Here is a 22,499-nt window from a genome sequence, read left to right as displayed (position 1 = left end):
TTTAACTATTCTTGATATCAATTGTACTTATTGTTAAAAAAGAAAAAAAGAATGAATATAATAAAAAATATAATATATCTTTAAAATCAAGTAACCCTTTATTAAAAGAATCAAGATGGGAAATATAAGATATATCTTTAATAATCTCTTTAAGTTTGAAAGAAACCTGTGCATTTTCAATCCATGTTAAAAGCAAAAGCATAAGTAAAAATATAATGCCCAATATTGTGGCTATAACTTGATTTGGAGAAATACTTGAGAAAAATAAACCTATACATATAAAATATAGTCCAACAAGCAAATAACCTATCAATGAACTTATTAAAACACCTATTTGAGGTTTACCAAATAAAAAAATAAAAATTATATAAATAATAGTCGGGAGAATCATAATTAAATAAAAAAACATATAAGAGAAAAATTTACCAAGATAAATTTCTGTTTTTGTAACAGGTGAAGTCAAAAGTAATTCCATAGTATTATTTTTCTTTTCATCAATAAAGGATCTGGAAGTTAAAGCTGGGATAAAAAATAGTAGAACAACATATATATTATTAAAAACACCAACAAGCTCAGCTCTGTTTGTAACAATAACAAAAGTATAAAATAAAAAAGATGTTATAATATAATATAAAATTAATAGTATATATGCCATTATAGAATTTTTAAAAACTGAATTAAATTCTCTATTTGCAATTAGAAATATCTTTCCCATTTTTTATTCCTCCTTAATAATTTTAGAAAATATCTCCTCAAGGCTCATTTCTTCTTCTTTTATTTCAAGAAGTGTATATCCATTTTCAAGGATCTTTTTTGAAAGATCATTTTGAATATTTTCAATATCTTCTGTAAAAACTAATATTTCTTTATTTTCATTCAGTATAACTTCTTTAACCCCCACAACTCCCTTTAGGATCTGAATTATATTTTCATCAGGATTTTTAACTTTAATTAATATTCTCAATCCGGAAGTTATCTTTTTTTTGAGATTGTCCTTTGAATCTTGAGCTAATATTTTCCCTTTATGAATAATAATAACTTTATCACATACTTCTTGCACTTCGGCTAATATATGAGATGAAAGTAAAATAGTTTTTTCTTTGCCTATCTCTTTAATAAGATTTCTTATCTCTATTATTTGTAAGGGGTCAAGTCCAATTGTAGGTTCATCAAGAATTAAAACCTCTGGATCATGTATTATAGCAGCAGCAATTCCAACTCTTTGTTTTAATCCTTTTGATAAAGTTTTTATCTTTTCAAACCTTTTTTCTTGTAAAGCTGTCTTTTCTATTACATAATCTATTCTATTATTTATAACATTTTTTGATAAACCTTTTATTAATCCAACAAATTTCAAATAATCATTTACTGGCATTTCGGGATATAAAGGTGGATTCTCAGGTAAATATCCAATTAGTGATTTAGCAACATCTGGCTCTTCTTCTATATTGTAATTACTTATATAAACTTCACCAGATGTTGGCAAAAAATATCCAGTAATAACTCTCATAGTAGTAGTCTTACCAGCTCCATTTGGACCAAGAAAACCAACAATTTCTCCTTTTTTTATTTCAAAACTTATTTTATCAACAGCTTTAAATTTACCATACTCTTTAGTCACATTTACTAATTTTATCATCTTTCCTCCTATTATAATTAATTTATTCAATTTATTATTGCATTATTTTTAGATTTTTTTTAATAATTAAAATTTATTTTTTATATTAAGTTCTTTATAAGAAAAATCTTAATACAATAAAAAATAGAAAAACAAATTATTTTAATATTAAGTAAATTTAATATTAAATTTTAATTAAAAATAATTTTTAAGAAAATAAAATTGAAATCTTTTTTTTAGATAAATAATTTTTTTCTTTTTGTCAACAAATTTTATTTTTTACATAGATCCAATAGAATTTATTAAAAAAATCCCTATTAAGTTTTATTTTACTTAATAGGAATTAAACTAAATTTCTTTATTAATTAAAAAATTTGAGAAGCAAAATTAAAATAAAATAGCCATATCTGTTTCTTAAAAGAATAACTTATATTAAATGTTATATTTACAACATTGTAGCTTATTAAATTTAAATTTCCATAAACAAAATAATCATTAATAAAATTTCTTATATCAATGTCTGTATTTCCTGCTAAATAGTATCTAAGTCCTGCATTAACAGAAGCATTATTTATTCCTATTAAATTAATCAAAAAGTTATTTACATAACCACTTAAAATAATCAAATTGGTTTCAAAATAATTCATTAAATTTATATTTTGTGGAATATACTGTGAGTAGTATAAATCATAAAAATTATCAAGTATTGTTAGGTAGTAAAAATCATTTTTATGTATAAATTTTAAATTTTTATTTTTAGAAATTACAAATTGATTATTAAATTGAATATTAAAAATTGATAAGTTCAAAGAAATTTTATTTTCATACTTAATATTGCTTTCATTCAAGCCAATAGCATTAATATATGTAGAATAATAAACATTATTTTCTATAGATAAAATATCAACCCCTGTTTTTATTCCTAAATCATGGTAATAGTTAAATATTCCTGCAAAGTAAAATAAACTTTTATCAAAATTAAATTCTTTATTACTATATTCCCATAATTTATAATATCCAAAAATAGAATTTAAAAATAAATAGTTTAATTTAGAAGGCAAAGATAAGTATTTATAGTAACCTATTTGAACTTCTCCATTTAAAAGTCTATTATAATTATCTACATTATTATAAATTTTATCTAAAATATTTATATTGTGTGAATATTCAAAATAAATTAATATAGTTAAAGGATTAACATAATTTAACAATGAAAATAAACTTATTGATGGATAAAATTTATCTTCTATTTTATTGAATGCAAAATTAATAAAAAATTCTGAATTTGTAATATTATGCATCCACCCAAACATTATCCCTAAACCACCAAAATAGTAATCCTCATTAATAGAACTCATCATCATATATGGTAGTCTAAGATCTGGAATTAAAGTAAACTTTTCAAATGGATAAATTGTATTAGTTGATTTCTTAATTAGTTTATCTTTATTATTTATAACTATATTTGTTTCCGATTCTTTTTGTGATTCTTTGTCATTTGAAATCTTTTTTATCTTTCTATATTCTTCTTCAAGATAATCTAAAACTTTACCTTTATTTAAATCAAACTCTATTTTCACTAATTCTTTTTTATTTAAATCTTTCTTAATTTCATCTAATTTTAAAAATTGAACTCTACAGAATCTAGAATATCTGCCAATATAATATACTATATTATCAAATATAACTGGATCAAAAAAACCTCCAGAATAATTAATTAGATAATCAACTTCAATATTATTTGCTGAATCAATAAATCCAAATTTGTTCATAGTATAATCATTGTTATAAGAATAAAACAATTTATTTTCAAAACTATTTAAATTATTAATGTTTTTTGCATAAGTATCTATTTTTGTAAGTTTATTTTCTTTCATATTAAAACTATATAAGTTTTTTACTCCTCTATATAAAGCTAAGAAATAAATATTTTTATCTACTTGAATTGGTCTTGAAATATAAAAATATTTATTTCCTTCTAAAAGAACTTTTCTATTTCCATTTTTATCTATAAATATAAGATCTGTAAAAGATCTACTAATATCAATGCCTATGTAACCTGACATATATGAATCATCATAAAAATTTAATTCATTTAATGTTATAAGTTTACTTAATTCTGATTTTAAATAGATTCTTTTTTTAATGTCATATATTTTATGTTTTATTGCTATATTATTATAAAATAAATAATCTACATATGAAAGAATTATTCTTTCATTATTTTCAGAAACTTCGAAATTAAAAAAATTCATAATATTTTTAATAACAATTTCTATTTTTTTATTTTTAACATTTATTCTTTCAATTGAACGAGTATTAATATTATAATAATAATAATAAACAGAATCTCCATCTTTTATAAGTTTTCCTTTATTAATAAAATTTCTATTTTTAAACTTCATTAAATCATTTGTATTAATTTTTATTTCAAATTTAGGTTTCATTTCTTCATAAAATTCTTCCCATAGTTCAAGAAGAGTTTTCTCATAAACTTTTTTGAAAGCTTCTTCATAATTAATATTAAGAGTATTTTGCCAATAATTTATATATTTTTCCATTCCATATTTTTGTTGCAAAAAATAGGAAAATAATCCTCCATACCAATACATCAAACTATAATAAGGCCAAACATCATTATATGTTAACTCAAGTTTATAAGGATCTCTTATAGTTTTATCTATAATATCCTGCATAACATATTGTCTTATTTCTGGCTCAAATACTCTTCCATATTCTTGATCTAATCTTTCAAAGCTAGTTGTAACCCCTTCTATCATAAAAGAAGGATTATTAAGGCCATTCATTAAAAATATGTTTCCAAACAATCCTGCAAGAAACTCAAGAAACGGATTTTGAAGAGCTAATGAAAATTGATGAGTTAATTCATGATAAAAAACATATTTTAACCATTCATTCATATTACCAAAAGACATAGTTATTGGTGGTGGAGTTGTTATAATATAAATTGTAGCCCTTCCAATAGGACTACTAAATCCATTTGCAACTTTTTCAGAATCAGAAAAATATACATTGACCTTATACTTAAACTTATACTTAAATAGTTTAGAAAGTTTATTATAACTTTCTTCCATAAAACTTAAAAGATCACTATCAATTAGATTTGATAATTTTTCAGGATAAAATACATAATAGTTCTCAGTTTCTATTCTTTTTAACTTTGTGAAAGGTGAATAAAATGAAAAAAGAAATATAATATTAAATATTAACATTAGTTTAAATAAAATTGCAATTCTTTTTTTCATAAAAAAGCTCCGATTTTATCCAATTATTTAATTAAATTCAATCAGTAATAAACAATAAAAATTATTAATACCTATTTAATAATATATATAAATATATTTAAAACAATTACTTTTTAAAAATATATTTTATTTAATCTTTTAAATTAAATTTTCAATATCATTAAATCAAATAAAAAAATAATATTTTAAAAAATATTAAAATAATAAAATAAAAATAAAAAATATTATTTCTTGTAAAAAAAAAATATTTTTATAAACTTTATTTAAGTTTATTCATTTTTATATTAATTAAAATAAATTAATTTTTTATATTTAATCTTCTTAAATTAATAAGTAATATTGAGGTTGAAAAATGAAAAATAATTCATTTATTTATTACTTTAAAATTTTCATTGGAAAAACTAATAAAAAATATGATGATCTTAATAATTTTGAAAAATTTATTGTGCTAATTAGAGAAATTTTAATTATTTTGGTTTTATTTCTTTTAATAATAAGACCTTTGATATTCTCTAGTTATTATGTCCCAACAGGATCAATGGAAAAAACTATAATGACAGGGTCTTTACTTTTTGGTTCACCATTAGTTTATGGAGGATATATACCAATAATAAACTTGAAAATGCCAGGATTAAAAAAAATAAAAAGAGGAGATATTGTTATTTTCAAATATCCAGTAGATCCAAAAAGAATATTTGTAAAAAGAGTAATTGGTTTACCTGGGGATAAAATAGAAATAATTGGCAAAACTGTTTTTATAAATGACAAACCACTTAATGAACCTTATGTTCAATTTATACAAGATCCTTTTTATGAAAATCACCCTGAAATTAAAAGACCAAATTTTGGACCCATAATTGTACCTGAAAATCAATATTTTGTTATGGGAGATAATAGAGATAATTCAGCAGATTCTAGAGTTTGGGGATTTTTGCCTAGAGAAAATATTTTTTCAGCACCACTTATCGTTTATTTTTCTATTGATCCACAAACTAAAAAAATTAGATGGAAAGAAATTTTTAAAATCATTTATAATAAATAGAAATTAATAAAGAACAAAAATTTTCAATTTATATTTTAAGTAGGATTTCTTATGGATATAAAGGATAAAATATTAAAACAGATAGAATCACATAAAACAGATATAATCAGTTTTTTGAAAGAAATAATAAGAATTAACTCTATTAACCCAAGATTAGGTGGACCAGGTGAAAAAACACTTGCTAGATTTATTTTAGATTATTTATCTAATTATAGAGCAATTAATACAAAAACATTTATTTGCGAAGATTTAATACTTGGTAATAGATACAATATACTTGCTTCATTAAATGGTAGAAGAAAAGATAAATGTTTTTATATTGTTACACACATGGATACAGTAGGTGAAGGTGATATTAAAGAATGGAAGTATCACCCTTTTGAACCTATTGAAAACTCTAATAGAATTTTCGGATTAGGTTCAGAAACAAAACAAAGTATAACTACAGGTATTTTTACTCTAATTATTTTAGATAAACTTGATATTTTGCCTGAATATAATTTATCCTTATTAATTGTTTCTGATGAAGAAACTGGGTCTGAGCATGGAATAAAATTTTTATTCCAAAATAATATTTTCAATAAGGATGATATGGTTCTAGTTTTAGATTCAGGTTCTGCAGATGGTGCTTTTATAGAAATAGCTGAAAAATCTGTATTATGGCTCAAAATTGAAGCTTTCGGGAAACAGACTCATAGTTCAAATCCATTAAAAGGGAAAAACAGTACTAGAGCTATTATTAATTTTGCTAATGAATTAATAAATTTTCTTTACAATAAATATAATGATTATGATAAAACATTTGAAAATCCTTATTCTTCATTTGAACCTACTTACATAAATTCAAATATTGATAATTTTAATACTATTCCAGGATACACTAAGCTATTTATCGATTGTAGAATATTACCAGTATATGATGTTGAATCAATAATTAGTGAAATTAAGGAACTCAAAAACAAATTTGAACAACTTAATGATATAAAACTAAAAATAACTTTCCCATTTAAATTTCAATCACCTCCTCCCTTGAACAAAGACATATATTTTATTAAAAACTTTACATCTGTATTAAAAGAATTAAAGAAAATTGATATTAGAATTGGAGGACATGGAAAACTTACTACAGCTTCATTTTTCAGGATTAATGAAATACCTGCAATTGCATGGTGTACAAATGATAATACATCACATCAACCCAATGAGTATTGTTATATAAAAAATTTACTAAATGATATATTTACACTTGTCTATTTTTTCTATTTTTTTAATTAAATATTTTTTAATACTTCATATTAAAATATTTTTTAACTATTCGTAATTTGAAAAAAATATATTTATATATTTTAATTTTTCTTAATTTTTTATCTTCTAGGTACTTTTCAATAATTTATCTTTTTATTTTAATATTTTTGACAAATGTAAGATTTACATTAAATTTTGTTTTTCTATCAGGACTTAATTTTATAATAACTTATTTGTTAAAAATAGTTTTTAATAAAAAAAGAAAACCTGTAGGATTCTTAATACCTGACAAATATCGGTTACCTTCAGGGCACTCTTCGAATTGTATTATATTGATTTTTTTTATATTGCTAACTTCAATATTTAAAAATTACAAAAACATTTTTATTAATAATAATTTTTTAATAAGAGATTTAATTAAAATATTTATAATTAAAATAAAAGATATTAATCAAATTTTAATTTTGATTTTATTTTTAATTATATTTTCTCTTAGTTTAATTTCAAGATTCTTACTTAAAATTCATAAAATAGAGGAAATCTTAGCAGGTATAATTGTTGGTTTTCTATCAATTTTAATTTATGTAATTATTTTAGATAAATATTTTAATCAATTTTTTCTTCGTAAAATGGGATACTAATATTTTTAAATCTACTTTTTGGAAATACTATTTTAAAAGTTGTTCCTTTATTTAAAGTAGACTTAACATATATTTGTCCACCCATATTATTAATTATTCTATATACTATTGTAAGCCCCAGCCCTGTACCATTTGCCTTTGTAGTAAAAAATGGCATAAATAATTTATCCATATTTTCTTGAGGAATACCTTCACCATTATCAATTACTTCTATATAAATATTTTTTTCATCAGAATTAGTCTTAATTATAACCTTTCCATTTTTTACATTATTAATAGCATCAAGCCCATTTTTAACAAGATTTATAATAATCTGTTTTAAAAGATCTGGATCCAAAAAAATTTCTTCAAGATCATTCTTTAAACATAATGACAATTTTTTATTATTAGAAATAAAATCATTTATTAAGACTTTTGAAGTTTCTTCAATAACTTCATTAATTTTAACTTTTTGAAAATTTGGTTTTAATGGTTTAGTAGTGTTTAAAAACTTATCTACAATACTATTAATTCTTTTAACTTCATTTCTTAAAATTTCAATTTTATCATCTATAATTTCCTTGCATTTTATACATTTCTCATTTTCTTTTATAATAATTTGTAATTCTTTACCTAATAGAAGAAGGTTTAAATCAAGAGATGTGAGAGGGTTTCTAACTTCATGTGCAAAAGTGTATGTCATTTCTATAATATTTGACAAAGCTTTAGAAATAGATTCCTCTCTTTCTTTTAAGTATTTAGCATTTATATCATAAAATATTATAGCAATCGCATTATTAAATGCTTCTCCCAAAAAATAAAGATTAAATTCAAACAAATATTTTTCTTTTAATATATTTATGGGCAAAACAATTCCTTTTATTTTTTTATTTTTCTCATTCAAATTATTGATTTCATTAATAATAATGTCAGGCAAATCATCCCTTATTTCTTCAAGGTAATTCCTTTTAAATATAACTGTAGCTTTTCTATTTATATACAATAGTTTATAATTTTTATCTATAATAATTATACCATCATCTACTTCATCAAGAAATTTTACAAAAAATATTTTTTCAGAATAAAGATTTTTTAACAATTTTTTTAAATCGTTTATAGATAATTTCTCGATATTAGATATTATTTTCTCATAAAATAAACTTGATTCCATCAATAACTCCATTTATTATATCTTCTTTATTAAGAACTAAAAAAATTAAACCATCCTCAATTGAAAAATTTACTTCTTTACTTAGAAATTTTAGTTTCTCAATAAAATTTAATATATTTTTCAAATTAAAATAATTTATATTAATTTCTGTAAACTTTTGATTTATATCCTCATTATTAATTTTTTTTATTAATGATATTATTAATTCATCTAAAAATAATTCTAAGTTTTCAAATATAGTTTTATCATAAATAATTTTATAAAACCTTGAAATACTTACATCATTTATAATTAACTCATTAATAAAATCTTCTGCCTTTTGATTAATATATCTACCTTTATCTTCATTTACTGTAATATCAAAAAATCTCTTAAAATCATAAATATATAAATTAAGAAAACTTAAATAACTTTCTCCCCATTCATTTGTTATTATTTCTTTAATCTCTCTTTCATCTATTTTATCAATATTATATTTAACACATCTTGATATTATAGTTGGTAATAATTTTTCTTTATTTGTAGTTGTCAATAGAAACTTAGTTCCTTCCTTCGGTTCTTCTAGAGTTTTCAAAAAAGCATTTTCAACTTCAACAGTCATTTTATCAACAGATTCAATAATTATTAACTTTTTCTCACTAAATGGTTTTTCATTTATCCACTTTTGAATATTAAATATTTCCTGAATATATATATATTCTAATTTAATGTTATCAAATAGTTCTCTAATTTCAGTAGACAAAAGTAATAAATAATCTATATGTTCTTTGAATATTTCAGAATTATTATTAAATATTTCAATATAAATATCTTTTAACTTATAATAGCTTTTTGATAATTCTTCAAGTTCCTTTCCTTTTAACTCTTTTTTAACAGAGGAAACATTATAAAAATATTGACTTAAAATTTTATAATATTGAAAAATTAATTTATATACAAATATTTTTAAAAAATTTATATCATTCTCTTTTTGATCATAGTTACTATGCAATCTATCAGAATAATTTTTTATTGAATTAATTAAAAGTTGAATTTCTTTATTAGAATCGTTTTTACAAAGATATAAAAAATTTGGATTAAAAAAAACATCAATTAGATTTTTTTCATTGAAATAATTTTTAGCTATATTAAAAGCTAATATAGACTTTCCTGTTTTTTCTCTTCCTATAATTAGAACAGAATTAATATTAAAAGTATTACTATTAAATACATTGACAATCTCTCTTTTTTTACCTGAAAATATATTATACATATTTAATATTTCTTAAATCAATATTATAACTATTAATTTTTTTTATTGTTTAAATATAATGATCTTCCCTTAATTTATTAATTGCCATTATTGCAAGTTCATTTTCAGCTTTCCTTTTTGAATCAGAAATAACTGGTCCCACTTCCATTTCTCCAACTTTTAGCAAAATTTTATATCTATAACTACTATTATTTTTTTTCTCTTCTAATATAATATATTGTGGAAGTTTTTTATACAAATGCTGACTTATCTCTTGAAGATGTGTTTTAGCATGTAAGAAACTTTTTTCTTTAACTACTTTATTAATATTATTCTCAAGATTTTTTAATACAAATTCTTTTGCTTTTTCATAACTTTCAAATTTGTAAATTGCTCCAATCAATGCTTCAAAAGTATCAGCTAAGATTGAGCTTTTATTTCTTCCTCCATTTAATTCTTCTCCTTTTCCTAGATAAATAATATCTCCCAATTTCAATTTTTTAGAAACAAGTGAGAGAGAGTTTTCACAAACAATTTTTGATCTTATAAGAGTAAGAATATTTTCAGATAGATTAAAATTATCATATAGATAATCAGTAATTATAAGTTCTAAAACAGCATCCCCCAGAAATTCTAATCTTTCATTATGAATAACATTTTTGTCTATTTGTAAATAAGATCTATGTATAAAAGCTTCTTTATATTTTTCAAAAATCTCACAATTAAGATTAAATTTTTTAAGTAAATTTTTAATTTTTATATCTTTTTGATCAAACATGTCGAATTTTGTCCACCAAATCCAAATGAATTAGAGATAGCTGCATTTAATTTTTTTTCAACTGCAACATTTGGTGTATAATTTAAATCACATTCAGGATCTTTTTCTTGATAATTAATTGTAGGTGGTATTATTCCGTAATATACTGCTAATAAAGTTAAAATAAATTCTATAGCTCCTGTAGCTCCTAAAGAATGCCCAAGCATAGATTTTGTAGAAGATATATTTAATTTATATGCATGTTCACCAAATACTTTTTTAATTGCTTTAGTTTCAGATATATCTCCTACTGGTGTGGATGTCCCATGAGCATTTATATAACCAATATCTTCTTTATTAACCTTGGCATCTTCAATAGCTTTCTCCATACAAATAGCAGCACCTAAACCATCTGGATGTGAAGCTGTAATATGATAAGCATCAGAAGAAGCACCAAAACCTGCAAACTCCCCATATATAGTTGCACCTCTTTTTTTGGCATGTTCATATTCTTCAAGAATAACTATCCCAGCTCCTTCACCCATAACAAATCCATTTCTATTTTTATCAAAAGGCTTACAAGCATTTTTAGGATTATCATTCTCTTTTGAAAGAGCTCTAAGGTGAGAAAATCCTATAATTGCAATATCTGTAAATGGAGCTTCAGAACCTCCCGCAATACATGCATCAAGTTCTCCATATTGAATTTTTCTTAAAGCTTCTCCTAAAGCATGCCCAGCAGAGGCACATGCAGAAGAAATTGCATAAGATACTCCCATTAATCCAAATTCCATAGATATTATACCAGCAGCTATATTAGAAATCATTTTAGGAATAAGATATAAAGAAACAGATTTTTCACCCTCTTTTAAATAATTTTCAAATTCACTTAATACGGTTTGAATTCCGCCTATTCCTGTTCCTAAAATAACACCTACTTTACTTTTATCTATATCAGTTTCAAATAAGCCAGATTTTTTAACCGCTTCTCTTGTTGCAATTAAAGAATACTGAGTAAATAGGTCATATTGTTTTAAATCTTTTTTATTAAAATATTTCTCTGGATCATAATTTTTTATTTGAGCTCCAAATCTAACAGGAAGTTTTTCAATATTTCTCAATCCAAATAAATAATCAACACCATTTTCACCTTTAATAACTTTTTCCCATGTTTCATCTGCATTATGTGCAAGAGGAGTAATCATTCCATAACCAGTAATAACAACTTTCCTTTTCATTATTCCCTCTGAATAAAATAATTTATTTATTATTTAGTTAAATATTTAAAAAAAATTTATTAAATTTTTAATAAACTTAATAATCATAATTAAAATATTTTTAAAAATAAAGAATTTTTTTAATATTATTTATTCGTTTTTTAACAAAAAATAAATAAGCAGAGGGAAGCTCTGCTTATTTATCAGCCAATTTTGAATTTAAATATTTTAATAAATCACCAACAGTCCCAAGTTTATCCTGATCTTCATCAGGAATTGTAATATCAAATTTTTTTTCAAGTTCCATTATTAATTCAACCTGTTCAAGTGAATCAACTCCGAGATCATTAATAAAAGAAGCATTTTCAGTTATCTGTTCTTTCTCAATACCTAATTTCTCAGATATCATATCTCTTAATTCTTCAAAAGTAATTTTCATTAAATTCCTCCTTTTAAAAATAAAATCTATTTTTTATCAAAATTGGCCAATACTTTTAACTACAGCAATGATTTATCTCCACAATAAGTAAGCAGCTTATAATCATTTTCATTAACTATTGTTTTAATAAAAGGAATTAATATACTTGAAGGTCCAACTTCAATATATTCCTTAACTTTTTCTTTACTATTATTTATAATATCTAACCACAAAACTGAGGATTCTATTTGTCTAGCAAGCAATTCTTTTATTTTTTTTTCATCTTTAGGGTATATCTCTCCAGTAACATTTGAAAATATATTATTACTATTTAGGTTTATATTTATATCTTTTAAATAGTTTTCAAATTCTTTTTTTGCACTATTCATAAAAACAGTATGAAAAGCTTGAGATACTTTTAAAATAACAAATTTCTTAAATAATTTTTTATCAAAATTATTACAAAAACTCTCTATTAGCTTTTTATCCCCAGAAATAACTATTTGGTTTGCAGAATTATAATTTGCAATAAAAACTTTATCTTTATATTCATTACTTTTTAATGTTTCTAAAATTTGATCAATATCAGGAAAAATTAAAGCTGCCATACCACCTTCAATAGAAGTAGCAGAGGACATAACTTCTCCTCTGAATCTAATAAGCTTTAAGCACTCTTCAAAACTAATATATTCAGCAATAGCAAAACTTATTACTTCACCTAATGAATGCCCAGCATAATAATTATCAAAAGATAAAATATTTTTACTTTTTAAAATTTGAAACAATGAATAAGTATAAAGAAAAATAATAACCTGTGAATATTCAGTCTTTGCAATATCAACTTCATTACCATTAAAAGAAATTTCTATAAATTTCTCAGAAACAATTTTTCTTGCCTTATCATATATTTCCTTAGCTATAGAAAAATTATCGTAAAGAAATTTTCCCATACCAACAAATTGGCTTCCTTGTCCTGGAAATACAAGCATAATATTTCCCTAAAAATTTAATTAAGATTCTTTCTTAAAATCTATCTTCAAAAAAAATATAAAAAATTAGAAACCAAATATGTCATCTCACTATTATAATATAAAATAATAAATACACTACAAATAAAATATATTGATTAAATTTTTTTTTTCAACATTTTTTTAACTAATTATTCAAAATATTTAATTTTTCTTTTAAATATTTGGATATAATATTATTAACACCAACTTCAGACATTCTTTTTACCATTCTAAGACCATTATAAGTTGCAATTTCATCAGAGTTTCCATGACCAATAATTACTTCACCATTAATTCCAAGTAAAGGTGCTCCCCCATATTCTCTTGGATCCATCATTTCTTTTATTTCTAATAAAGAATTTTTAATTAACAGACCTCCTAAAGTTGCTATAAAACTCTCCTTTATCTTCAATTTTAATAGAGTCATAATGGCTTTAGCTGTCCCTTCAATAGATTTAAGAGCAATATTGCCAAAAAAACCATCAGAAACAACTATATCAACACTCCCATCAACTATATTATAACCTTCAATATTTCCAATAAAGTTCAAGTCACTTTTAGATAAAAGTTTATATGCTTCTTTTGTTATAGAATTCCCTTTTTGTTCTTCTTCTCCATTTGATAATAAACCAATTTTAGGATTTGTTTTTTTTAGAATCTTTTCAGAAAATATATGCCCCATAATTGCAAATTGAAATAAAAAATAAGGCTTACAATCTACATTTGCTCCTGCATCAATAAGTATAGTAGAACTTCTTGAATTTGGCAAAATTGCAGCCAAAGCAGGTCTCTTAATACCTTTTATTCTACCTACCTCAAATAGGCAAGAAGTTACAACAGCTCCTGTGTTTCCAGGGGAAAAAAAACCAGCTATTTTCTTTTCTTTTAGAAGTTTTGTACCTATAACAATAGATGAATCTTGTTTTTCCTTATATGAAGTTAAAGGATTATCATCCATCTTGATTATTTCAGAGGACTGTATAACCTCTATCTTTTTTCTCTCATATGGATAAAAATTAAGGTATTTTTCGATCTTTTTTTTATCACCAATAATAGCTAAATCATCATTTGTTTTATTGATATATAGCAAACATCCATCTATAATAACTTCTGGTTGTCTATCACCTGACATTACATCAACAGCAATTTTGGCCATTTTTTTCCCAATTTTTTAATAATTACACATAAACTATATAAAATTACTTTTTATCTCATTTTCTAATTTTAAATTTAATAAATCAAAAAATATAACAATTAAATTCTCTCTCTCAATATTTTCTAATACCCAATTCTTTCACTAAAATAATTGATTTAATATAATTGAAAAAAAAAGCTGCTTTTTTTAGCAGCTTATTCAGTTTTTAGTTCTAAAACATTTCTTCCTTTATAAAAGCCACATTTTGGGCAAGCTCTATGCGGTAAAATATAAGATTCACATGATTGGCATTTTGTTAAATTAGGAAGATCTCTCTTTTCATTTGCTCTCTTTCTTCTAAATGTTCTAGCATGAGAAGGTTTCTTCTTTGGAACAGCCATTTCATCACCTCAATATTTTTGCTATAAATAGACTAACTTTTTAAAATGTCAAGTTATATTTTTTTATTATGCTTTTAACATTGTAATTATAGAAACGTTAACTATATCTTCAACCGAGCAACCCCTAGATAAATCATTAACTGGTTTATTAAATCCCTGTAAAATTGGCCCTATTGCAATAGCATTACCTAGTCTTTCAACCAATTTATAACCAATATTTCCTGCATTTAGATCAGGGAAAATAAGTACATTTGCTTTTCCTGCTACTTTAGAATTTGGTGCTTTCTTTTTACCAACATTCTCTATTATAGCAGCATCTAATTGCATTTCTCCATCAAACTCAAAATCTAAATTATATTTTTCCATTATTTTAACTGCATTTTGAACCTTTTCTACTAATGGACCAGTAGCTGAACCTTTTGTTGAATATGACAGTAAAGCTACTTTAGGTTTTAATCCTATTAACTCTTTTGCAGTATTTGCAGTAGTCACAGCAATCTCAGCAAGTTGTTCTGATGTTGGATCAGGTACAGTTGCACAATCAGCAAATAGCATTATTCCATTTTCTCCATACTTTTTATCCGGTAAAATCATTATAAAACATGATGAAGCTACATTAAATCCTTTTTTAACTCCAATTACTCTTAAAGAAGCCCTTAAAACATCTCCTGTAGTATTATATGCTCCAGCAACCATAGCATCTGCATATCCAGCTTCAACCAATAAAGCTCCAAAATAGAGAAATTTATCATCAGATAAAATAATATTTCTAGCTTCTTCAATAGTATTAACTTCCTTGCCTTTTCTTTTGTTTAAATATATTTCAGCAAACTTATCAATCTCTCTAAAATTATTAATATTAAATATTTTAATCCCATCTATATTAACTTTCAATTCTTTAGCCTTATTATATATATAATTTTCATCGCCAATCATTATTAATTCTTTACAATAACCCTCTTTTATTAAAATTGTAGCTGCTTTAATCATTCTATCATCATATGATTCAGGCAACACTAATCTTTTTGGATTCTTTTTTATTTTATCTCTTATTAATTCTAAAAATTCCATTTCAACTCCTTTTTGTAATATAGTACCAATATATATTTATTTGTCAAAAAAAACCTAATATTTTTTATTTATTATTAAAATAATATAATTAAATTTCATTTTTATTATTTTTTTCTCTTTTTTGCTCAAGATATTTTTTAACACATTCTGGAACCATATTATCAACATTTCCTCCTAAAAAATAAACTTCTTTAACAAGAGAAGAGGATAAATAAAAATATTTCTCATCTGTCATAAAAAAGATAGTATCAATAAATTTATTACTAATATTTCTATTTGTTAAAGCAATTTCAAATTCATACTCAAAATCAGATATCGCTCTTAATCCTCTCACAATATGGTTTACTTCCAATTTTTTTGCAAGGTCAACAAGTAATCCATTAAAAGTTACAATATTAATATTTTTAAATTCTTTTAGTGACTCTTCCAACATTCTTTTTCTTTCTTCTATAGTAAATAAATAATTCTTTCTTTGGTTATTAAGGACTGCCACAAAAACTTCATCAAACAAATTAGAAGCTCTTTTAATTATATCTATGTGACCAAAAGTTACTGGATCAAATGAACCAGGATATATTACTTTTTTATTCATCTTCTTTTATCTCTTTTGTTTTCTCATACAAATAAATCATTGGTAAACTAAATATAAAAATTCCTAAGAAGTTAAAAAAAGAAGAAAGTAAAATTTTAAATAAAAAAACTGAAAAATTTATTTGATTAAACTTTTGTAATCCAATATCTAACAAGAAATTTTTTATAAGCAAAACAAATAAATAATTATTAAACTCAATATAATAATTTATAAAAAAGTTTCCATTTACTATAAAAGAAAACAGAAATAGATTTAGAAACAGTCTAAGGTCATATTTGTGTTCATCAACTAAAAATCTATAGTAAAATAGAAAACCAATAAAAATTCCACTAATTAAAGAAGTCAAAATATATTTATCTAAAGGATATGAATAAGTTTTTAATACATAACTTGATATCCTTAATGTAATGTTTTCTGGAGAATTCCCTGTAATCCATAATTTTGAAAAATAAAAGATTAAAACAAAAGATATAATTCCCAATAAACCAACTAAATAAATACCTATTATTCTTAGCAAATACAAAGATATTCTAAATTTTTTATTAAATACAAGAATACCAGAAATGGAATATTCAAAAAAACCTTCAAAATGATTTAAACTTAAAAAGTATAAAGTTAAACTTAAAATAAATGAAGATATAAATAAATATAAATGTGGATCAATTTCTTTAAAAAAAGTTATTGATAAAAAGTAACCAAAAGAGAAAATGAAAGAATTAATAAATGCTGAAACAATAAAAAAAAGGTAGCTCCTTTTAGAATTCAAAAATGAATCTTCGATTTTTTTTAACCTCATCACTTCACCCCTTTTTTTAACTTTTAATTAAAAAAATTAAATATTAAAAATATGACATAAAACCTTTATAAAGTTATCAAAGTCATCAATATTTGATTTATCCAAAGAAAGATAATTTTTTATAAAATTAATTTCTGGTAGTAATCTAGAAATCTCACTACTAATTCTATTCATAACATTTTCACAATCTTCTTTTTTTAAGAAAGGTAAAAAAATAATTATATCATTTTCAGAAATATCAGAAATGAAATCGGTGTCTCTTAAATTTTCTTTCAATATATTAGTTAAAATATCTTTTATTTGGTATAAATAACTATCAACAAACTTTACAAATATTAGACTAAAATTAATACCATATCTTTTGACCTTTAAATATTCATATCTCATTAAAATATACATAAGTTCTCTTCTAAAAAAAGGAGGTTCATTATAAAAAACATCAGAATAGATTTCAGATATTCTAAAAACACTATTAAAATCTTCAATATAGAACCTTAATTTTATATCATTTATTTGAATAATATCTCCATCTCTTAATAAAGCTTTAACTTTTTTAATACCATTAACTTTAAGATCATCTGAAGTTATAAAAATAGAACCATGATCTTTATCATAATTTAATGTACAATCTATTCCCAAATGTTTCTGCAAAACATCATCACAATGTTCTAAATAAGGAATTACTTTCCCACATTTAGAACCATTTATAACTAAAAAATTAGCAAGAATGTTAAATTCTCTATTAATAAAATTCATAGTAAATAATCTTCTTAATTTAATTTTAAAAAATATTTACATTTATTAAAAACTATTTATTAAAACTTAATATAATTTTTTAATCTTTCAATATCTTTTTCGGTATCTATTCCAACCAAGTCAAATTCAACAAGTTTTAAATAAATTTTTCCACCATTGTCTATAAATTTTAATTGTTCAAGTTTTTCAGCTTTTTCAAGCTCAGAATCTTTCATTTTAGAATAATTTATAAGTGTATTTTTAGAATAACCATAAATACCATAATGTAAAATACACTTAAATTTTTCTTCACTTCTATAAAAAGGCAAGCCAGCCCTTGAAAAATATAAAGCTTCCCCCTTTTTATTTACAATAGCTTTAACATTGTTAGGGTTTAAATATATTTCCTTTGAATCAAAAATTTTACCAATTGTAAATATAGAAGAATCAATTTTTTCATCGTCAAATGAAAATATCCAATTTATAAAATCTTCAATATATTCCCATGTAACAAGTGGTTCATCTCCTTGAATGTTAATAAAGAAATTTCCTTCTACAAGACAATTATTGATAGAATAAATAATCCTCTCGGTTCCAGAATTAATAGTATCTGGAGTCATTATAGGAACTATCTTTTTGAACTTTTTAACCTCTTCAATTATTTCATAAGAATCAGTTAAGCAATAAACATTTATTTTGCTATTATTGTAATATATATCTCTGTCAAAGTTTTTTAATAGTAATCCTATTAGTGTAGAATTTCCTATCTTATATAACATTTTTCTTTCTAATCTCTGAGAATTAAGTCTTGCTGGTATAACTATCGATGGGGTAATTTTACTGTTCATTTACTATCTCCTCTACTCAAATTATTATATTTATTTTGTATTTTATATCTCTATATTTCCAAATTTAGATTCAATAGTTTTAATAAATGAGAAATCTTTTAATATCTTTATAATATTTTCTAATATTTTATAGTATTGATAGTCAAAGTATTTTATTTCAACTTTTGAGTTAAAATAATCAAAAATAAACTCAGAAATTTCAGAAAATTTTATACTATGAAATACTTTTGCCCTTATATTAGCAAAAAGCTCCGCAGCAACAATATAATACAAATTATCTATAATCTTTGACAATTTAAAACATGCATTTGCACCCATTGAAACATGATCTTCCTGATTTGCAGAAACTGGAATAGAATCAATAGATGATGGCGAAGAAAATGTTTTATTTAAAGAAACTAAAGCAGAAGTTGTATATTGAACAATCATCAGCCCGGATTCTACACCTGGATTTTTAGCTAAAAATGGAGGAAGTCCAGATAAAGAGGGGTTAAGTAATCTCTCAAGTCTTCTCTCAGATATTGCACCTAATTCAGACATAGCTATTGAAAGAAAGTCGGCATAAAAAGCAAGTATTTCACCATGAAAATTACCCCCAGAATATACTTTATCTTCAGAAAATATAAGTGGATTATCAGTTACAGAATTCATTTCTATTATAACTTTTGAAATTACATCCCTAAAAACCTCTTTAACAGCACCATGAACCTGGGGAATACACCTTAAAGAATAAGCATCCTGAACCTTTGGGCAATCTTTATGAGATTTTATGATTTCCGAATTTTTAAGTAAATTATAGATATTTTTTGAAGTATTCTTTTGTCCCAAATATGGCCTAACTAAGCTTAGTTCCTCCAAAAAAGGTGTCAATGATCCTTTTAAATTTTCAATAGAAAAAGCAGAAATAACATCAAAAAGTTTAATTAAATTTTCTGAATTATAGATACAATCTAATAAGAAAGCAAGCATAAATGAGGTACCATTAATAAACGCCAATCCTTCTTTATAAGATAAACTTAGTTTTGTTAATTTTTTCTGCTCTATTATTTTCGAAGATTCAACTCTTATTCCATTTTCATCTATAATTTCTCCTTCCCCCATCATTGATAAAACAAGATGTGACAATGGGGCAAGATCTCCAGAAGCACCAAGAGAACCTAGGACTGGAATATAAGGATAAATATTTTCATTTAAGTATTCTTCAAATACAACTAAATTTTCAAATTTTACTCCAGAATAACCTTTTAACAAAGAGAAAAGCCGGAGTAATATCGTTCCTCTCACTACGTAGTATGAAGCTCTTTCACCATAACCCGTAGAGTGTGACCTTATTAAATTAATTTGCAATTTTTCTATCTCTTCTTTCCCTATTTTAATATTTGCAAGATTACCAAAACCCGTATTAAGTCCATAAATTGCTTTATCCTGACTTACTATTTTATTAACAATTTCTCTATTTACATTAACTCTCTTTTTAGCTTTTTCCGATATTTTAACCTTTTCTCCTTCATAAACAATTTTTTTATAATTTTCAAGATTTAACTCATTATCTAAAACTATCATTCTACCTCCAAATATTTAATAATTTTAATTTTAAAAAATTAATTTTAAAGCACATAAATAATTCATCAATTTAAAAAAAATTTTTAAAAGTTTATAGAATTTTTTTTTTTTTTCTATAATATTTTTATAAAGTTTATAAAAATTTAACTTATATTATTTCAAAATTAATGTTTATTATTCATACTTTTTAATTATTTAATATTAAATATAGCTTCTATAAATTTTATTTTGTATATAAAGATATTAAAATTTTATATATAAGCAATGAAAGACCTAATAAATAGCATTAGCAATTTATTTCAAGATCTTAGCATAAAACAAGTAATTGCATATATTTTAGAATCTGAAAATACTATTCCTTTTTTTATATATCCATCAGATAACTTATCAATTATAGACTATGAAAGTTTCAAATATACAAAAACTTTCACATTTGATGTAGAAAATAATGTAAAAATAAAAATTAATTTTTCTTATGACGAAAAAATAGACAACTCTGAAACAATATTTAATTTTCTTAATTATTTTATTATTTCACATTATAAAAATTATTTAATTAAAATAGCTAGTTTTCAAGAGGAACTTTTTTCATTTTTTAAAAATGAAAAACTAGAAATTATTTATGAAGAAGGTGACTTCCTTGAAAAAATTTTTATATATTTTTCAAAAATTTTCTTAAAGTTCTTTAATGTAGATTTCATTAAATTTAGTTTAGAATCTGATAATATGAATTTTTTAAAAATAGTTGATAATAATTTAGAATTTATTGAAAATAATGTACTTGAAAATATAAATAACTCCCATCATATGATCACTTACCATCTTGTAAATGCTAATTTTAATAATATAAGATTTTTTATAGATGTCTATCTATTAAAAAATGATTTTTTTTTAAAACTTCTTTTTAAAGATAAGGAATTCAATACAAAAATTGAATCAATCTTACAAACATTTATTTTTATTATATTTAATTTTTATCTTAAAGAAAAATATATAGACAATTTAACAATAATTGTGGAAAATTTTAAAAAAGAACTTGAATTAAAAAATATTAAAATCCTAAATGAAATTAATAAGGCAACATATATAGAAAAATCTCGAGAAATCCTTTTTAGTAACCTCTATCATGAACTTTTAACTCCTCTAAATTCAATAATCGGATTTTCTAATTTTTTAAAATTAGATGACTCAATTGAAAAAGAATTTGTTTTCCCTATATACCACAATGCTTTATATTTAAAAAATATTTTACTTATTATTATTGATTATTCTCAGTTTTTTACAGAAAAAAATAATTTTTTATATTCAAACTTCAAATTATTAAATCTAATTGAAGATTTAAAAGAAATCCTTTTATTTTTCAATAATTCTTTTAAATCGAATATAAATCTATTTTTCGAAAACTTAAACAATGATTCAATTTTATTTTTTGATTATAATAAATTAGAAGAATTATTGTTTGCTACTATATTTTTTCTTGCAAAAAGAAAAGTTCTTTCATTTAATATTAAATTTACATTTTTTGAAAATTTTTTGATTGAGTTTATTATAAATAATCAACCTTCATTAAATAGTTTAATTACAAAATTATTAAAAACTCTAAATAATAAAAAATTTATTATAGAGGATAATAATGATATTTCTGAATTTGCTTTTATTGTAATGCATGAAATTTTTAATTTCAACAAAATAAATTTTAAACTTGAAATTAAAGAAAATGAAATTATTATTCTTTATGAATTTAATTACAAAAAAGGATGAGG

Annotated in this window: 21 protein-coding genes; 4 read left to right on the top strand and 17 right to left on the bottom strand. The window is 22.6% G+C overall.

Features of this window, described 5'->3' with window-relative positions:
* Position 1: 1 nt before the first annotated feature.
* From N3A58_07695 to N3A58_07685, 3 genes are all read right to left on the bottom strand, one after another.
* Positions 2-715, bottom strand: a complete 714-nt coding sequence (locus tag N3A58_07695; protein MCX8059282.1) for an ABC transporter permease — start codon at positions 713-715, stop codon at positions 2-4.
* A 3-nt stretch (positions 716-718) separates the two neighbouring features.
* Positions 719-1,639, bottom strand: coding sequence for an ABC transporter ATP-binding protein (locus N3A58_07690; protein MCX8059281.1), 921 nt, complete (start codon positions 1,637-1,639; stop codon positions 719-721).
* A 344-nt stretch (positions 1,640-1,983) separates the two neighbouring features.
* On the bottom strand, positions 1,984-4,884 hold the full coding sequence (locus N3A58_07685) for a hypothetical protein (protein MCX8059280.1): 2,901 nt from the start codon (positions 4,882-4,884) through the stop codon (positions 1,984-1,986).
* A 352-nt stretch (positions 4,885-5,236) separates the two neighbouring features.
* Between N3A58_07685 and lepB the strand changes: the two genes are divergently transcribed.
* From lepB to N3A58_07670, 3 genes are read left to right on the top strand one after another with little or no spacing between them, the layout of a single operon-like run.
* Positions 5,237-5,926, top strand: coding sequence for a signal peptidase I (gene lepB, locus N3A58_07680; protein ID MCX8059279.1), 690 nt, complete (start codon positions 5,237-5,239; stop codon positions 5,924-5,926).
* A 51-nt stretch (positions 5,927-5,977) separates the two neighbouring features.
* Positions 5,978-7,201, top strand: coding sequence for a M20 family metallo-hydrolase (locus N3A58_07675; GenBank protein ID MCX8059278.1), 1,224 nt, complete (start codon positions 5,978-5,980; stop codon positions 7,199-7,201).
* A 47-nt stretch (positions 7,202-7,248) separates the two neighbouring features.
* Positions 7,249-7,812, top strand: a complete 564-nt coding sequence (locus N3A58_07670; GenBank protein ID MCX8059277.1) for a phosphatase PAP2 family protein — start codon at positions 7,249-7,251, stop codon at positions 7,810-7,812.
* Here N3A58_07670 and N3A58_07665 read toward each other — a convergent pair.
* The 14 genes from N3A58_07665 to hutH all read right to left on the bottom strand — a co-directional run bounded on the left by N3A58_07665 (position 7,778) and on the right by hutH (position 20,736).
* Positions 7,778-8,962 carry an ATP-binding protein gene (locus N3A58_07665; protein ID MCX8059276.1) on the bottom strand — a complete coding sequence of 395 codons (1,185 nt, stop codon included), beginning with the start codon at positions 8,960-8,962 and terminating at the stop codon, positions 7,778-7,780. The genes N3A58_07670 and N3A58_07665 overlap by 35 nt on opposite strands.
* Complete coding sequence (locus N3A58_07660; protein MCX8059275.1) at positions 8,940-10,214, bottom strand: hypothetical protein; 1,275 nt, start codon at positions 10,212-10,214, stop codon at positions 8,940-8,942. Before N3A58_07660 ends, N3A58_07665 begins: the two co-directional genes overlap by 23 nt.
* Positions 10,215-10,263: 49 nt before the next feature.
* Positions 10,264-10,971, bottom strand: a complete 708-nt coding sequence (gene rnc, locus N3A58_07655; GenBank protein MCX8059274.1) for a ribonuclease III — start codon at positions 10,969-10,971, stop codon at positions 10,264-10,266.
* On the bottom strand, positions 10,950-12,188 hold the full coding sequence (gene fabF / locus N3A58_07650; protein ID MCX8059273.1) for a beta-ketoacyl-ACP synthase II: 1,239 nt from the start codon (positions 12,186-12,188) through the stop codon (positions 10,950-10,952). The genes rnc and fabF overlap by 22 nt, the downstream gene beginning before the upstream one ends.
* A 175-nt stretch (positions 12,189-12,363) precedes the next feature.
* Entirely contained in the window at positions 12,364-12,600 is a 237-nt protein-coding gene (acpP, locus tag N3A58_07645; protein MCX8059272.1) for an acyl carrier protein, read from the bottom strand.
* Between the two features lie 65 nt (positions 12,601-12,665).
* Positions 12,666-13,574: an ACP S-malonyltransferase gene (locus N3A58_07640; protein ID MCX8059271.1), complete on the bottom strand. Its 909-nt coding sequence runs from the start codon at positions 13,572-13,574 to the stop codon at positions 12,666-12,668.
* Positions 13,575-13,740: 166 nt separating this feature from the next.
* Positions 13,741-14,751: a phosphate acyltransferase PlsX gene (gene plsX, locus N3A58_07635; GenBank protein ID MCX8059270.1), complete on the bottom strand. Its 1,011-nt coding sequence runs from the start codon at positions 14,749-14,751 to the stop codon at positions 13,741-13,743.
* A gap of 194 nt (positions 14,752-14,945) precedes the next feature.
* Positions 14,946-15,131 carry a 50S ribosomal protein L32 gene (gene rpmF / locus N3A58_07630; GenBank protein MCX8059269.1) on the bottom strand — a complete coding sequence of 62 codons (186 nt, stop codon included), beginning with the start codon at positions 15,129-15,131 and terminating at the stop codon, positions 14,946-14,948.
* A 66-nt stretch (positions 15,132-15,197) separates the two neighbouring features.
* A complete protein-coding gene (gene pta / locus N3A58_07625) occupies positions 15,198-16,202 on the bottom strand; it encodes a phosphate acetyltransferase (GenBank protein ID MCX8059268.1) in 1,005 nt (334 codons plus the stop codon).
* Between the two features lie 88 nt (positions 16,203-16,290).
* A complete protein-coding gene (gene coaD, locus N3A58_07620) occupies positions 16,291-16,794 on the bottom strand; it encodes a pantetheine-phosphate adenylyltransferase (protein ID MCX8059267.1) in 504 nt (167 codons plus the stop codon).
* Entirely contained in the window at positions 16,787-17,590 is an 804-nt protein-coding gene (locus tag N3A58_07615) for a hypothetical protein (GenBank protein ID MCX8059266.1), read from the bottom strand. The genes coaD and N3A58_07615 overlap by 8 nt, the downstream gene beginning before the upstream one ends.
* Before the next feature lie 36 nt (positions 17,591-17,626).
* A complete protein-coding gene (locus tag N3A58_07610; GenBank protein MCX8059265.1) occupies positions 17,627-18,346 on the bottom strand; it encodes a hypothetical protein in 720 nt (239 codons plus the stop codon).
* Positions 18,347-18,405: 59 nt separating this feature from the next.
* Positions 18,406-19,173, bottom strand: coding sequence for a 3-deoxy-manno-octulosonate cytidylyltransferase (gene kdsB, locus N3A58_07605; protein MCX8059264.1), 768 nt, complete (start codon positions 19,171-19,173; stop codon positions 18,406-18,408).
* 42 nt (positions 19,174-19,215) lie between these two features.
* On the bottom strand, positions 19,216-20,736 hold the full coding sequence (hutH, locus tag N3A58_07600) for a histidine ammonia-lyase (protein MCX8059263.1): 1,521 nt from the start codon (positions 20,734-20,736) through the stop codon (positions 19,216-19,218).
* Positions 20,737-21,000: 264 nt separating this feature from the next.
* Here hutH and N3A58_07595 point away from each other — a divergent pair, with 264 nt between their 5' ends.
* On the top strand, positions 21,001-22,497 hold the full coding sequence (locus N3A58_07595) for a hypothetical protein (GenBank protein MCX8059262.1): 1,497 nt from the start codon (positions 21,001-21,003) through the stop codon (positions 22,495-22,497).
* The last annotated feature ends 2 nt before the right edge of the window (positions 22,498-22,499 follow it).

Source organism: Spirochaetota bacterium, assembly GCA_026415295.1.
Taxonomy (GTDB): Bacteria; Spirochaetota; JAAYUW01; order JAAYUW01; family JAOAHJ01; genus JAOAHJ01.
Note: the sequence above shows the minus strand (reverse complement) of the source record. Positions and strands in the feature narration are given on the sequence as shown.

What these genes read in the sequence shown, in the direction of transcription:
- N3A58_07695 (MCX8059282.1), bottom strand. Translation starts at nt 715, where the DNA reads ATGGGAAAGATATTTCTAATTGCAAATAGAGAATTTAATTCAGTTTTT.
- N3A58_07690 (MCX8059281.1), bottom strand. Translation starts at nt 1,639, where the DNA reads ATGATAAAATTAGTAAATGTGACTAAAGAGTATGGTAAATTTAAAGCT.
- N3A58_07685 (MCX8059280.1), bottom strand. Translation starts at nt 4,884, where the DNA reads ATGAAAAAAAGAATTGCAATTTTATTTAAACTAATGTTAATATTTAAT.
- lepB (MCX8059279.1), top strand. Translation starts at nt 5,237, where the DNA reads ATGAAAAATAATTCATTTATTTATTACTTTAAAATTTTCATTGGAAAA.
- N3A58_07675 (MCX8059278.1), top strand. Translation starts at nt 5,978, where the DNA reads ATGGATATAAAGGATAAAATATTAAAACAGATAGAATCACATAAAACA.
- N3A58_07665 (MCX8059276.1), bottom strand. Translation starts at nt 8,962, where the DNA reads ATGGAATCAAGTTTATTTTATGAGAAAATAATATCTAATATCGAGAAA.
- N3A58_07660 (MCX8059275.1), bottom strand. Translation starts at nt 10,214, where the DNA reads ATGTATAATATATTTTCAGGTAAAAAAAGAGAGATTGTCAATGTATTT.
- rnc (MCX8059274.1), bottom strand. Translation starts at nt 10,971, where the DNA reads ATGTTTGATCAAAAAGATATAAAAATTAAAAATTTACTTAAAAAATTT.
- fabF (MCX8059273.1), bottom strand. Translation starts at nt 12,188, where the DNA reads ATGAAAAGGAAAGTTGTTATTACTGGTTATGGAATGATTACTCCTCTT.
- N3A58_07640 (MCX8059271.1), bottom strand. Translation starts at nt 13,574, where the DNA reads ATGCTTGTATTTCCAGGACAAGGAAGCCAATTTGTTGGTATGGGAAAA.
- plsX (MCX8059270.1), bottom strand. Translation starts at nt 14,751, where the DNA reads ATGGCCAAAATTGCTGTTGATGTAATGTCAGGTGATAGACAACCAGAA.
- rpmF (MCX8059269.1), bottom strand. Translation starts at nt 15,131, where the DNA reads ATGGCTGTTCCAAAGAAGAAACCTTCTCATGCTAGAACATTTAGAAGA.
- pta (MCX8059268.1), bottom strand. Translation starts at nt 16,202, where the DNA reads ATGGAATTTTTAGAATTAATAAGAGATAAAATAAAAAAGAATCCAAAA.
- coaD (MCX8059267.1), bottom strand. Translation starts at nt 16,794, where the DNA reads ATGAATAAAAAAGTAATATATCCTGGTTCATTTGATCCAGTAACTTTT.
- N3A58_07615 (MCX8059266.1), bottom strand. Translation starts at nt 17,590, where the DNA reads ATGAGGTTAAAAAAAATCGAAGATTCATTTTTGAATTCTAAAAGGAGC.
- N3A58_07610 (MCX8059265.1), bottom strand. Translation starts at nt 18,346, where the DNA reads ATGAATTTTATTAATAGAGAATTTAACATTCTTGCTAATTTTTTAGTT.
- kdsB (MCX8059264.1), bottom strand. Translation starts at nt 19,173, where the DNA reads ATGAACAGTAAAATTACCCCATCGATAGTTATACCAGCAAGACTTAAT.
- hutH (MCX8059263.1), bottom strand. Translation starts at nt 20,736, where the DNA reads ATGATAGTTTTAGATAATGAGTTAAATCTTGAAAATTATAAAAAAATT.
- N3A58_07595 (MCX8059262.1), top strand. Translation starts at nt 21,001, where the DNA reads ATGAAAGACCTAATAAATAGCATTAGCAATTTATTTCAAGATCTTAGC.